General features: G+C 60.6%; 11 protein-coding genes. All 11 read left to right on the top strand.

Annotation, left to right across the window (positions count from 1 at the left end):
* The first annotated feature begins 298 nt into the window (after positions 1 to 298).
* The 11 genes from ndk (at position 299) to hflK (ending at position 13,263) form a co-directional block, all read left to right on the top strand.
* Entirely contained in the window at positions 299 to 724 is a 426-nt protein-coding gene (gene ndk / locus M0D69_RS19565) for a nucleoside-diphosphate kinase (RefSeq protein WP_301783596.1), read from the top strand.
* A 99-nt stretch (positions 725 to 823) separates the two neighbouring features.
* Entirely contained in the window at positions 824 to 1,966 is a 1,143-nt protein-coding gene (gene rlmN / locus M0D69_RS19560) for a 23S rRNA (adenine(2503)-C(2))-methyltransferase RlmN (protein WP_301783595.1), read from the top strand.
* A gap of 236 nt (positions 1,967 to 2,202) precedes the next feature.
* Entirely contained in the window at positions 2,203 to 3,369 is a 1,167-nt protein-coding gene (locus M0D69_RS19555) for a RodZ domain-containing protein (RefSeq protein WP_301783594.1), read from the top strand.
* 164 nt (positions 3,370 to 3,533) lie between these two features.
* Positions 3,534 to 4,853, top strand: coding sequence for a flavodoxin-dependent (E)-4-hydroxy-3-methylbut-2-enyl-diphosphate synthase (gene ispG, locus M0D69_RS19550; RefSeq protein WP_301783593.1), 1,320 nt, complete (start codon positions 3,534 to 3,536; stop codon positions 4,851 to 4,853).
* A 6-nt stretch (positions 4,854 to 4,859) separates the two neighbouring features.
* A complete protein-coding gene (gene hisS, locus M0D69_RS19545) occupies positions 4,860 to 6,206 on the top strand; it encodes a histidine--tRNA ligase (RefSeq protein ID WP_301783592.1) in 1,347 nt (448 codons plus the stop codon).
* A gap of 100 nt (positions 6,207 to 6,306) precedes the next feature.
* Positions 6,307 to 6,936: a tetratricopeptide repeat protein gene (locus M0D69_RS19540; RefSeq protein ID WP_301783591.1), complete on the top strand. Its 630-nt coding sequence runs from the start codon at positions 6,307 to 6,309 to the stop codon at positions 6,934 to 6,936.
* A gap of 149 nt (positions 6,937 to 7,085) precedes the next feature.
* Complete coding sequence (bamB, locus tag M0D69_RS19535; protein WP_301783590.1) at positions 7,086 to 8,225, top strand: outer membrane protein assembly factor BamB; 1,140 nt, start codon at positions 7,086 to 7,088, stop codon at positions 8,223 to 8,225.
* A gap of 491 nt (positions 8,226 to 8,716) precedes the next feature.
* A complete protein-coding gene (der, locus tag M0D69_RS19530; RefSeq protein ID WP_031356422.1) occupies positions 8,717 to 10,054 on the top strand; it encodes a ribosome biogenesis GTPase Der in 1,338 nt (445 codons plus the stop codon).
* 151 nt (positions 10,055 to 10,205) lie between these two features.
* On the top strand, positions 10,206 to 10,442 hold the full coding sequence (gene hfq, locus M0D69_RS19525) for an RNA chaperone Hfq (protein WP_031356421.1): 237 nt from the start codon (positions 10,206 to 10,208) through the stop codon (positions 10,440 to 10,442).
* Between the two features lie 29 nt (positions 10,443 to 10,471).
* Positions 10,472 to 11,752 (top strand): GTPase HflX, encoded by a 1,281-nt coding sequence (gene hflX, locus M0D69_RS19520; RefSeq protein WP_301783589.1) that lies wholly within the window; start codon positions 10,472 to 10,474, stop codon positions 11,750 to 11,752.
* Positions 11,753 to 11,799: 47 nt separating this feature from the next.
* On the top strand, positions 11,800 to 13,263 hold the full coding sequence (gene hflK, locus M0D69_RS19515; RefSeq protein ID WP_301783588.1) for an FtsH protease activity modulator HflK: 1,464 nt from the start codon (positions 11,800 to 11,802) through the stop codon (positions 13,261 to 13,263).
* The last annotated feature ends 11 nt before the right edge of the window (positions 13,264 to 13,274 follow it).

Raw genomic sequence — 13,274 nt, 5'->3', positions numbered from 1 at the left:
GCGGCTTTGTCAGACGATTGCCGCGAAACCTTCGGCTTGCATTGTACGCTGCGGGCCCGAGAGCACCTTCCGGCACTAGATATGGACCTATCTTGCACCGAAATCAATGATGCTGCTGCGCACTACTCAGACCGGTAAAATTACCGCCCGTTTCATTGTCGTTGCATAGCCGCTTCGCGCTTGTTTCATACTTTGATGCTTACGAAGCCGTAAGGTTTCCATCGCAATCATACAACGCTTCGTGCTACAATTGTCGATTCATTTATATTCGTAACCCGTTCATTTTTTGGAGTTTTTCATGGCGATCGAGCGCACCCTGTCGATTATTAAACCGGATGCAGTGGCAAAGAATGTGATCGGTCAGATCTACAGCCGCTTTGAGCAAGCTGGCCTCAAGATCATCGCGGCTCGCATGGTCCATTTGTCGCGCGCTGATGCTGAAAAGTTCTACGCAGTTCACGCTGCGCGTCCGTTCTTCAAGGACCTCGTCGAATTCATGATTTCGGGTCCCGTGATGATCCAGGCGCTGGAAGGCGAAAACGCCATCCTGACGAATCGCGACCTGATGGGCGCAACGGATCCGAAGAAGGCGGACAAGGGCACGATCCGCTCTGATTTCGCGGACAGCATCGACGCTAACGCCGTGCACGGTTCGGACGCCGCGGAAACCGCACGTCAGGAAATCGCTTTCTTCTTCCCCGAAGTGAACGTTTATTCGCGTTGATTCGGGAGTAGATTTATCGCAGGAATTGGCGCGAAATACCTGGAACGCGGCTCAGAACGCGTTCCGGGCTTCGCTCAGTAAGGAAATGGCAGAATCGAAATGACAGCCTCCACCGTCAACCTTCTCGACCTCGATGCCGCCGGGCTCGTCGCTTATTGCGATAGCCTGGGCGAAAAGCCGTTTCGCGCCAAGCAATTGCAACGCTGGATTCACCAGTTCGGTGTCGACGACTTCGACGGCATGACAGATCTGGCGAAATCGCTGCGTGAAAAATTAAAAGGCCGGGCAACTCTGGACATGCCCGCCATCATGACCGACCACGTTTCCACCGACGGCACACGCAAGTGGCTGATCGACGTGGGTAACAGCAACGCGGTCGAGACCGTCTATATTCCGGAAGAAAATCGCGGCACGCTGTGCGTTTCATCGCAAGCGGGGTGCGCTGTGAATTGCCGGTTTTGCTCGACCGGCAAGCAGGGTTTTTCGCGCAACCTGAGTACGGGCGAGATCATCGGCCAGTTGCGCATGGCCGAATTCGCGTTGCGTGCGTCGAAGAGTGACAGTTACGGCGCGCCCAATAATGGCAAGGCCGACCGCGTGGTAACCAACGTTGTGATGATGGGCATGGGTGAGCCGCTGCTCAATTACGACGCCGTGGTGCCGGCCATGCGGCTGATGCTCGACGACAACGCGTACGGGTTGTCGCGTCGCCGGGTGACGCTGTCCACCTCCGGCGTGGTGCCCATGATGGACCGTCTTGGTGCAGATTTGCCGGTGGCGCTCGCTGTGTCGCTTCACGCACCGAACGATCCGCTGCGCGACATGCTCGTGCCGCTGAACAAGAAATATCCGCTGCGTGAACTGATGGCGGCGTGCCAGCGCTACCTGAAAGTGGCGCCGCGAGATTTCATCACCTTTGAATACTGCATGCTCGACGGCGTGAACGACAGCGAAGCGCATGCGCGTGAGCTGGTCGCACTCACGCGCGACGTGCCGTGCAAATTCAACCTGATCCCGTTCAATCCGTTCCCCGAGTCCGGTTTGACGCGCTCAAGCAACGAACAAATCAAGCGATTCGCGCAGGTGCTGATCGACGCTGGCGTGGTGACAACGGTGCGCAAGACGCGGGGCGACGATATCGACGCGGCATGCGGGCAGTTGGCCGGCGCGGTGCAGGACCGTACCCGGCTCGCGCAGCGCATGGGCAAAACGGCGAAGGTTATCGAGGTTCGCGCTGTCTGATGGAAGTGAGATGGTAAGCAGGACGATAAGCGGGATGTGTGCGCTGCCGACCTGCAGCGCCTCATTCAGCGAAAAAACCGGAAATTCCGGCAATAAACGATCGAAGGCGGCACACAAAGCCGTGCATTTTGTTATAAAGCGGTCTGCAACACCGGCTCGGTTGTACCGTGCGGTGGTGCCATGGTCAGCGACGAAGCTGAACAGCGACAAAAAAGAATCGATGCGAGGAAATTGGGATGAGTGAGCCGCAGCACCCGACGCCTTTCGGCGCTCATAAAGCTGGCCAATCTGGCAGTCAGGCCGGAGCTCTGCCCGGCAGTGAGCCCGAGAACACCGCGAGCGTCGCCAATGCCGCGCCGGGCGACATCCAGGCAGTGAATCTCGATTCGGTCGCAGCGGTCGGTGCGCGTCTTACGCAGCTTCGAGAAGCGAAAAACTGGTCACTCGACGATGTATCCGCTCGATTGAAGGTATCGCCGCAGAAACTGCGTGCGCTCGAGAGCGGCGACCTCAGCCTATTCCCCGACCGGAACTTTGCAACGGGCATCGTCCGCAGTTACGCGAAAATCATGGGCGCCGATCCCGCACCGTTCACGGCCGCGTTGCGTCATGCGAGCGGTCCGGTCGAGCAGAATTTGTCGCTGCCGGCATCGTCCGGTGCGGGCTTGCCGCGTGGTCGCGTTTCCGTGCCGCTCGGCAGCTCGCCGAGGCGCCGGTCGTGGCTGTGGGGCGTCGCGGCGGTGATTGTCGCGGTGATCGCACTCGCTATGTGGCACACGGGCGGGGATTCCGCCGCGTGGCTTGCCCGGTTGAAGGCTAGCGCCAACGGTGCGACCCAGGCAACGAGCGGCGAGACAAGCGCGAGTTCCTCGGTGGCGGCCACCGAGGAAACAACAGCGAACACGGGGTCGGTTGCATCGGGCGAGGCTGCTACGGAAGCGCCGGCGAATGTGGCCGGTGCGCAACCGATGCCAAGTCCACTGGGCACGAATGCGCTCCCCGCTTCTTCATCGACGATTACGGCCGTTCAGGGCGCCGCCGCGCATGCACAAAGCGCAAGTGCTCCGGTCAGTCCGCCGGTCGCGAGTTCGACGAAACCTGTGCCGCAGGCAGACGTGATTGCTACGGCCTCAGCGGCTGCTTCGGTGGGGTCCGGCGCCAACGAACTTGAATTCAAGGTGGCGAGCGACAGCTGGTTCAGCGTGCGCCAGAAGGATGGCAAGGAAGTGTTTTCAGGCCTGGTCAAGGCTGGCAGCGTGCAACGAGTGGCAGGCGACGCGCCGTTCAAGATCACGGTTGGAAATCGGGCGGGTCTCGATACGCTGACATTCGACGGACAACCCGTTGATCCAGCCAAATTCGGCCCGGCGAAGGGCAACGTCGCCCGTTTTTCGCTGCCCTGAGTTCAGGCCCGATTCTCAGCCTTGATTCTCAGCCTTGACACGGAGTTGTGCGAAGATTTCATCAGGGCGTCGCAAAGGTGGCGGCGTCGTTTTATGTCCTCGAGTCTCATTCATGTCCAGATACGCGTCACCGTGTGATAGCCGGCGGCGCAAAGGGTCTTTCGATGCAATCCAAAGCTCAACAACCCCTTATTGAAAGCAAGATTTGTTCGTCGGAGCCAGTCTTCGGCGGATCGTGGAAACGGCGGGCGTCGCATGCCGTCGACGTACGCTGGGGCGGCCAGCTCGTGACAATCGGCGGCGATGCGCCCGTGCGTGTCCAGTCGATGACGAACACCGACACCGCCGACGCCATCGGCACGGCAATCCAGGTCAAGGAACTGGCGCAAGCCGGCTCGGAACTGGTGCGGATCACGGTGAATACGCCTGAAGCTGCGGCCGCGGTTCCCGCGGTACGCGAGCAGCTCGACCGGATGGGCGTGACTGTGCCGCTCGTCGGCGATTTTCATTACAACGGTCATACGCTGTTGCGGGACTATCCGGCTTGCGCCGAAGCGCTGTCGAAATACCGGATCAATCCGGGCAACGTTGGCGCAGGAGCCAAACGCGACACGCAGTTCGCCCAGATGATCGAAGCGGCTGCACGCTACGATAAGCCGGTGCGGATCGGCGTGAACTGGGGCAGCCTCGACCAGGACCTGCTAGCGCGGATGATGGACGAAAACGCAGCCCGTCCCACGCCGTGGGAAGCGCAAAGCGTGATGTATGAAGCGCTGATTCAATCGGCGATCGGGTCAGCAGAACGCGCGGTTGAACTCGGACTCGGGCGCGACAAGATCATCCTGTCGTGCAAGGTGAGCGGCGTGCAGGACCTGATCGCGGTGTATCGCGAGCTGGCCAAGCGCTGTAGCTTCGCGCTGCACCTCGGCCTGACCGAAGCGGGCATGGGTTCGAAGGGTATCGTCGCGTCGACGGCGGCGTTGTCGGTGCTGCTGCAGGAAGGGATTGGCGACACGATCCGCATCTCGCTCACGCCGGAACCCGGCGGTGCGCGGACCGGCGAAGTGATCGTCGGCCAGGAAATCCTGCAGACCATGGGCTTGCGCTCGTTCACCCCGATGGTGATCGCATGCCCCGGCTGCGGGCGCACCACCAGCACGTTGTTCCAGGAACTGGCGTCGCAGATCCAGACGTATCTGCGTAACGAAATGCCCGTATGGCGCGATCAATTCCCGGGCGTCGAGAAAATGCACGTCGCGGTGATGGGTTGCATTGTGAACGGGCCGGGTGAGTCGAAGCAGGCGAATATCGGCATCAGCTTGCCGGGGTCGGGCGAGAATCCGGCGGCGCCGGTGTTTATCGACGGCGTGAAGGTGAAGACGCTGCGCGGCGACCATATCGCTCAGGATTTCCAGCAAATCGTCAGCGAGTACGTCACACGCACTTACGGCAAGCGCGAAACCGCGCAGGCAGAAACACTTTAAAGACAGATGACTGAACAGAAGAAAAAGCTCGAGAAGCTGAGCGGCGTGAAGGGCATGAACGACATCCTCCCGCAGGATGCCGCGTTGTGGGAATTCTTCGAAAGCACCGTCAAGTCGATGCTGCGCGCATACGGCTATCAGAACATCCGGACGCCGATCGTCGAGCATACGCAGTTGTTCACGCGTGGCATTGGCGAGGTGACGGATATTGTCGAGAAGGAAATGTACAGTTTCACCGACGCGCTCAACGGCGAGCATCTCACGCTGCGCCCTGAGAACACGGCTGCCGTGGTGCGTGCGTCGATCGAACACAATCTGCTCTACGACGGCCCTAAACGGTTGTGGTACATCGGCCCCATGTTCCGCCACGAACGTCCGCAGCGCGGGCGGTACCGGCAGTTTTACCAGGTCGGCGTGGAAGCGCTCGGCTTCGCAGGTCCTGACACTGACGCTGAAATCATCATGATGTGCCAGCGTTTGTGGGACGATCTCGGCCTGTCCGGTATCCGGCTTGAGCTGAATTCGCTCGGCCAGCCGGAAGAGCGTGCTGCGCATCGGCAGGAATTGATCGCGTATCTCGAACAACACGTCGATGCCCTCGACGAAGAATCGAAGCGCCGTCTCTATACCAATCCGCTGCGCGTGCTGGATACCAAGAATCCGGCGATGCAGGAGATTGCGCAGAACGCGCCGAAGCTCGTCGATTTCCTCGGGCCCGAGTCGCTTGCGCATTTCGAAGGCGTTCAGCGCCTGCTCAAGGCGAACAACATTCCGTTCAAGATCAATCCGCGTCTGGTTCGCGGCCTCGATTACTACAACCTCACCGTGTTCGAATGGGTGACCGACAAGCTCGGCGCGCAGGGCACGGTCGCGGGCGGTGGACGCTACGATCCTCTGATCGAGCAACTGGGCGGCAAGGCGACGGCGGCGTGCGGCTGGGCGATGGGTGTCGAGCGCATTCTTGAATTGCTGAAAGAAGAAGATCTCGTGCCGGCGCCGGAAGGGACCGACATCTACGTCGTTCACCAGGGCGAAGCGGCGGCGGAGCAGGCGTTTATCATCGCCGAGCGTCTGCGCGATACCGGTCTCGACGTCATTCTGCATTGCAGCTCCGACGGCACGCCGTCGAGCTTCAAGTCGCAGATGAAGAAAGCCGATGCAAGCGGTGCGGCGTTCGCCGTTGTGCTCGGCGAGAACGAACTGGCGCAGGGCATGGTCGGCGTGAAGCCGCTGCGCAGTGCGTCGCTCGAATCGACGGGTCAAAAGAACGAGCAAGCCACGGTGCCGGTGGAAGACTTGACCGAATTTCTAATCAATGCGATGGTGGCAACCGCCGACGACAGCGCCGACTGATTGTCGGGCAGCGCCATGCGTGTAAAGCCGTGCGGCGGCCTGAAACAACGGCGCGCGGCGTTGCGCGCGAACACAAAAGCAGTCAAGGAATACGCAGGGCATGAGCTATCACGAAGAACAAGAATCACTTGAAAACCTGAAGGCCTGGTGGGCCAAATGGGGCAACTCCACGACCTGGATCGTGCTCGTGGTGCTGGTCGCCGCGGCAGGATGGAACGGCTGGAATTTCTGGCAGCGCCGGCAGGCTGCCGAAGCTGCGGTGCTCTACGATCAGGTCCAGCAAGCAGTGGCATCGACTGACAAGGCGCTGGTCACCCGCGTGTCCACGGACATGGAAGACAAGTTCGGCGGCACGGCTTACGCGCAGATGACGGCGCTCGCCGCCGCCAAATCGCTGTACGCCGCGGGCGACAACGCAGGTGCTAAAGCACAACTGCAATGGGCCGCTGACCACGCGAAGGACGCCGAATACAAACAGATCGCGAAACTGCGGCTGTCGTTGTTGCTGCTCGACGAAAAAGCCTACGACGCAGGCCTGAAGGTGCTCGACGACGCGCCGCTCGACGCGTTCAAGGGCGTGGTCTCGGATCGTCGCGGCGACCTGCTGGCAGCCGAAGGCAAACGCGATGACGCGCGCGCGGCCTACAAGACCGCGCTCGACACGCTGCCGAAGTCCGACACGTCCGCTCGTCAACTGGTCCAGTTCAAGCTGGACGCACTCGGCGGCTAGCCTCGACGGCCGACTACAGGCCCAGCCGACCTTGTCTTTATGCAGGCGCGTTGCTCACTAGGTTAAAGTCACCGGTTTGCAGCGGTGAACCCGAGCACCACGCCGCACACCGATCAACCGATTTCACTTTATCCATGTTGCGTCCACCGATGATCTTTCTGAAACGCTACGCTCTCCCGCTCGCTTGCGCGATGACGGTTATGCTTACCGCCTGCGCCACCAAGGACGAGCGCCGCGTACCGACTCCGCTTGTCGACATCAAGCCGGTTCTAACCGTGGAGCAGGCCTGGAAGGCGAGCGTCGGCAAGGCCGGGCGTTATCTGTTCTCGCCGGTGGCTGTAGGCGACGCCATCTACGCCGCGGGCGCCAACGGCACGGTCGCGAAGATCGACGCGAAGACCGGTCAGGACGTGTGGCGCACCAAGCTGAAAGACGACCTGTCGGCTGGCGTGGGCAGCGACGGCAACCTGACCGCGGTCGGCGGCCTGAAAGGCAACGTCTACCTGCTCGGACCGGACGGCAAGCAACTCTGGATGGCGACGGCACCGGGCGAAATCATCTCGCCGCCGCTGGTCGGCAACGATGTTGTCATCGTCCGGACGATCGACGGCAAGGTGATCGCGTTTAACGCCCAGACCGGCGAACAGAAGTGGATTTTCCAGGCGCGCGCCGTGCCGCTTAACCTGCGTGTGGCTGCGGGCATGACGTTCGCCGCGTCCCAAGCGGTCCTGGCGGGCTTCCCGGGCGGCACTTTCGCTGCAATCAACCTGCAAACCGGCGATGCCTACTGGCAGACGCCGGTGTCGTTCCCGAAGGGCGTGACCGAAGTCGAACGTATCAACGACGTAACCGGTGCGCCGACGCTGGTGGGATCGGAGACTTGCGCGGTGACGTTCCAGGGACGCATCGGCTGTTTCGACGCGAATTCGGGCCGGCCGCAATGGGAAAAAGCGTTCTCAAGCGACAGCGGTCTTGCGCAGGACAACGAGATTGTCGCCGCCGGCGACGACTGGTCGGTCGTCAACGCGTTTAGCGGTATTGACGGTGCGCCTCTCTGGAAGAACGACAAGTTGAAGAATCGCACGGTCAGCGTGCCGTTCATCCTGGGTCGCGCGGTGGTTGTCGGCGATTACCAGGGCTACGTGCATTTCCTTTCGACGCAAAATGGCGAATTTGTCGGCCGTGCGAAGACCGACGGCAGCGCAATCACCGCTGCGCCGGTGCTGGCGGGCGATACATTGGTCATCCAGACGCACGACGGCGGCCTGTATGGTTTCCGTCCGCGCTGATGGCCTGAGTTGATCTAAAGTTCTGACGAGCGCGCCGGTTTTGCCGGCCGTTCGTGTTTTTCCGGACTTTTTTGTTTTTTGAGTCCGCGCCGTGCGAATAGAATCGATTCATCAAGGCCGCGCGTGAAGGATTATCGTGCGGCAAATAAGCGCACAAGTAGTACAGGCAACATAAGCAGCAGGTCAGGCAACGGTACAAGTAACAACAGGCATCGGGATTTCGGCAGCAGAGTTGTGCACCGGTCCACACCTTCGGGTGACGTTGCTCGATCGATCATGTCGTTTGGCGGAGCGCTCACTGCGTTCCACATGCGCTTCAAACGCCATGAACGTGGAACATCGCTGCACGCCGCGGTCGCTCCGCTGGAACCGTGCTAATTTTCGACACATCGCCGGGCCACGTACACTCGCGGCTCGCCGTTTCCGGACTTTTATCCGGCGCGCGCCGGGCCGGAATCATCCGCCTTGCGTTCAACTGTGAACACCATCTGATGAAACCCGTAATTGCCCTCGTGGGGCGCCCCAATGTGGGGAAATCGACGCTTTTCAACCGCCTGACGCGCTCGCGCGACGCACTCGTCGCCGACTTGCCCGGCCTTACCCGCGATCGCCACTATGGCGAAGGCCGGGTCGGCGATCGGCCTTACCTGGTGGTCGACACCGGTGGTTTCGAGCCGGTCGCGAAAGATGGCATCCTGCACGAAATGGCTCGCCAGACGCGCCAGGCGGTGGAAGAGGCCGACGTGGTCGTGTTCATCACCGACGGTCGCAACGGACTCGCGCCGCAGGACAAGGCGATCGCGGATTATCTGCGCAAGACCGGCCGGCCGCTGTTCCTGGTGGTCAACAAGGCCGAAGGTATGAAGTACAGCGCGGTGGCCGCCGACTTCTACGAACTCGGCCTCGGCGACCCGCGTGCGATCTCGGCGGCGCATGGCGACGGCGTGACCGAAATGATCGGCGATGCACTCGAAATCGCGTATGCCGGGCAGCCCGAAGAAGACCCCGAGGAAAAGGCGGCGCGCGGCGTAAAAATCGCCATCGTGGGACGTCCGAACGTCGGCAAGTCGACGCTGATCAATGCGCTGGTTGGCGAAGAGCGTGTGATCGCGTTCGACATGCCCGGCACTACGCGCGATTCCATCTATGTTGATTTCGAGCGCAGCGGCCGCAAATACACGTTAATCGATACGGCAGGGTTACGTCGTCGCGGCAAGGTGTTCGAGGCCGTGGAAAAGTTTTCGGTGGTGAAGACGTTACAGTCCATTTCCGACGCTAACGTGGTGATCCTGCTGCTCGATGCACAGCAGGACATCTCGGACCAGGACGCGCATATCGCGGGCTTCGTAGTCGAACAGGGGCGGGCGCTGGTGGTCGGTGTGAATAAATGGGACGGACTGGACTCGCATGTACGTGAGCGCACCAAGGCCGACCTTACACGCAAGCTCAAGTTTTTGGACTTTGCTAAATTCCATTACGTGTCGGCGCTGGAAAAGACGGGTATCAGCCAGTTGATGAAGTCGGTGGATGACGCCTACGCCGCTGCCATGGCCAAGCTGCCCACGCCGAAGCTCACGCGCGCACTGATCGATGCAGTGGAATTTCAGCAGCCGCGCCGCCGCGGACCGATTCGTCCGAAGCTACGTTATGCGCACCAGGGCGGGCAGAATCCGCCGATCATTGTCGTGCACGGAAATGCCCTCGACGCGATCACCGATACCTATAAACGTTATCTCGAAGGCCGCTTTAGAGAAACTTTTGGGCTGGTTGGGACTCCATTGCGCATAGAGTTCCGTTCAAGCGCGAACCCTTACGCGGACAAAGGCTGAATCCCGCGTGCACCAAGCGTTTCGCCGGGTTTTCGCCGGCTGGGGCGCGCTGGTGCGAAAATGAAAATCGGCTATAGTGTAGCGATTGACGGCGGATCTCTTTTTCTTCGTCGCAATCACGTCAACCTGCAAAAATAATACGGAGTTTGCTATGAGCAACAAAGGGCAATTGTTACAAGACCCGTTTTTGAACGCACTGCGAAAAGAGCATGTGCCGGTGTCGATTTACCTGGTCAACGGCATCAAGCTGCAAGGCAATATTGAATCGTTCGACCAGTACGTCGTGTTGCTCCGGAATACGGTTACCCAGATGGTCTACAAGCACGCCATTTCTACGGTCGTGCCGGCGCGTCCGGTGAATTTCCACCCGGATGCAGAAACGCCCTAAACCTCGTTGCGCCCGGTGTCACGGCATGAATGAACGTGCTAATTCACCGGTCGCTTCAAAATGAAAACATTAATTTGATCAACGCAGCGCTTGTCGGTATCGACTTCGGCAAAATCGATTTCGATGCCAGTCTCGAAGAACTCAGTCTGCTCGCACAAAGTGCGGGTGCCCATCCCGCCGTCACCCTGACCGGTCGCCGTTCCAGTCCCGATGCCAAGATGTTTGTCGGCAGCGGCAAAGTCGAAGAGCTGCGCCTCGCGTGCGAAGCCAACGACGTGGAACTTGTCATTTTTAATCACGCCCTCGCGCCCGCGCAGCAACGCAATCTGGAGACGGCGCTGGACCGGCGTGTGATTGACCGGACCAGTCTCATCCTCGACATTTTTGCGCAGCGTGCCCGCAGTCACGAAGGCAAGCTGCAGGTCGAACTCGCGCAGCTCCAATACCTGTCCACCCGATTGATTCGCGCGTGGACTCACCTCGAGCGGCAAAAGGGCGGTATCGGTTTGCGCGGTCCGGGTGAAACGCAGCTTGAAACCGACCGCCGGCTGATCGGCGAGCGGATCAAGGCACTGAAGGCGCGGTTGATGAAGCTGCGGCGCCAGCATGGCACGCAGCGGCGTCAGCGCGTGCGCAACCGGACCACGTCGGTGTCGCTCGTCGGTTATACGAACGCGGGCAAGTCGACGCTGTTCAATGCGTTGACGAAGGCGCAGGCGTATGCGGCGGACCAGTTGTTCGCCACGCTCGATACCACCTCGCGACGGGTCTATCTCAGCGAAGAAGCGGGCCAGGCAGTGGTGTCCGACACCGTTGGTTTCATCCGTGACTTGCCTCACCAACTGGTCGCGGCTTTTCGCGCCACGCTCGAAGAAACCGTTCAGGCCGACTTGCTGCTGCACGTGGTGGATGCGTCGAGCATGGTGCGCCTCGATCAGATCGACGAGGTGAACAAGGTGCTGAGCAGTATCGGTGCCGACGGCATTCCGCAGATCCTCGTCTTCAACAAGATCGACGCGGTGCCTGAATTGGCGGCCCGTGGCGACGCGGTTGAAAGGGACGAGTATGGTAATATTTTGCGCGTCTTTTTGAGCGCACGAACGGGTCAGGGACTCGACGCGCTGCGCGCGGCCATCGCCGAATTTGCGGCTTCCGAACCCAAAGATAACAACGAGTACACGGAACTTCCGGACGGCACAATCGTGCCGGAGTCCATGGATAGCACATCCGACGACGGAACCACGCTACCGGAAGACCACCGGTCAGCCGACAAAAGTGAAGACCGCAAGGTCCCCGAGCACGGGCACTGATCTGTTCCGATTTGCATTGACCCGGCTGTCTAATGGTGAATCACCGAGTGAACGACTACAACGAGCGGAGTAACCGGCAGCTTTCGCATGCCGTCTTTTCGATCAACGATCCGCGCTGGGGGCGGGGCGATGGCAATGGCGACGGCAAAAGCCAGGACCAACAGCGTCCGCAGGAACCAAAGCGTCCATCGAAGGACAAGGACGGTGAAGGTCCGCCGGATCTCGACGAAATGTGGCGCGACTTCAACAAGAAGCTCGCCGGCTTGTTCGGCAAAAAACCGGCCGGCGGTGGTCCGCGAACGGACAACGGCCGCGGCGCCAAGATCGGGATGGGCGTTGTCATCGGCGTGTTGATTGCGATCTATCTGGGCAGCGGCGTATTCGTCGTACAGGACGGCAATGTCGGGGTCGTGTCGCGCTTCGGCAAATATGAAGGATCGGCGGACGCGGGCATGCACTGGCGTCTTCCGTATCCGTTTGAGTCGCAGGAGATCGTCAATACGTCGCAGATTCGTTCGGTCGAAGTCGGTCGCAACAACACCGTTACCCAGGCCAACGTACGCGACGCGTCGCTGCTCACGCACGACGCGGATATCGTCGATGTGCGGTTTGCCGTGCAGTACCAGATCAAGTCGGCAACCGACTATCTGTTCCGCAATGTCGATCCCGACCAGAACGTAACGGAATCGGCCCAGGCCGCGATTCGCGAGATCGCCGGTACGCATAGCACCGACGACCTGCTTTTCAAGGATCGCGAAGCATTGCGCGCGAAGCTCGTCGACCGGATCCAGGCATCGCTCGATTCGTACAAGACGGGTTTGCAGGTGACCGGTGTGACGATCCAGAGCGTGCAGGTGCCGGCGCAGGTTCAGGCCGCGTTCGAGGATGCGGCGAAGGTGCGTCAGGACAACGAGCGCGCGGTCGATACCGCTAAGGCCTACGCCGATCAACTATTGCCGCGCGCGAAAACCGACGCGGCGCGCATGATCGACGACGCCAAGGGCTATAGCAACCGGGTCGTTTCGCAGGCGCAAGGCAATGCCGAGCGCTTCAAGCAGGTCTACGCAGAATATTCGAAGGCGCCGGCAGTGATTCGTCAACGCATGTATCTGGACACAATGCAGCAGATCTACTCGCGTGCGACGAAGGTGTTCGTCGACAGCAAGAGCTCGAATAACGTGGTGTATCTGCCGCTCGACAAGCTCGTCGATGCAAACCGTCAGCATGCAAACGCAGGCGCTCCGGCGTCGGGTGCAGCAGCGTCATCAGGCCCGAATCAGCCGGTCGGGGCTCCGCCTGCGGGCGTGCTGGGAAGTTCCGGGGGCTCTATCACGCAGGACGCACGTGCGGAAAGCGCATCGGCGGCTTCGGCTGTGACGGCCCAGTCCGCCAGCGCCGCCAGCGCCGCGGCGTCTGCTGCCGCTTCGGGCGCAGCAGCGCAGTCGTCGGGTGACCCATTCCGCTCGCGCGACGCATTTCGCTCGCGCTCGCGTGAAGACGAAACTCAATGAGGAGCGCGATC

It is taken from the genome of Caballeronia sp. SEWSISQ10-4 2, from assembly GCF_030464885.1.
GTDB lineage: Bacteria > Pseudomonadota > Gammaproteobacteria > Burkholderiales > Burkholderiaceae > Caballeronia.
Note: the sequence above shows the minus strand (reverse complement) of the source record. Positions and strands in the feature narration are given on the sequence as shown.

What these genes read in the sequence shown, in the direction of transcription:
- ndk (WP_301783596.1), top strand. Translation starts at nt 299, where the DNA reads ATGGCGATCGAGCGCACCCTGTCGATTATTAAACCGGATGCAGTGGCA.
- rlmN (WP_301783595.1), top strand. Translation starts at nt 824, where the DNA reads ATGACAGCCTCCACCGTCAACCTTCTCGACCTCGATGCCGCCGGGCTC.
- M0D69_RS19555 (WP_301783594.1), top strand. Translation starts at nt 2,203, where the DNA reads ATGAGTGAGCCGCAGCACCCGACGCCTTTCGGCGCTCATAAAGCTGGC.
- ispG (WP_301783593.1), top strand. Translation starts at nt 3,534, where the DNA reads ATGCAATCCAAAGCTCAACAACCCCTTATTGAAAGCAAGATTTGTTCG.
- hisS (WP_301783592.1), top strand. Translation starts at nt 4,860, where the DNA reads ATGACTGAACAGAAGAAAAAGCTCGAGAAGCTGAGCGGCGTGAAGGGC.
- M0D69_RS19540 (WP_301783591.1), top strand. Translation starts at nt 6,307, where the DNA reads ATGAGCTATCACGAAGAACAAGAATCACTTGAAAACCTGAAGGCCTGG.
- bamB (WP_301783590.1), top strand. Translation starts at nt 7,086, where the DNA reads ATGATCTTTCTGAAACGCTACGCTCTCCCGCTCGCTTGCGCGATGACG.
- der (WP_031356422.1), top strand. Translation starts at nt 8,717, where the DNA reads ATGAAACCCGTAATTGCCCTCGTGGGGCGCCCCAATGTGGGGAAATCG.
- hfq (WP_031356421.1), top strand. Translation starts at nt 10,206, where the DNA reads ATGAGCAACAAAGGGCAATTGTTACAAGACCCGTTTTTGAACGCACTG.
- hflX (WP_301783589.1), top strand. Translation starts at nt 10,472, where the DNA reads ATGAACGTGCTAATTCACCGGTCGCTTCAAAATGAAAACATTAATTTG.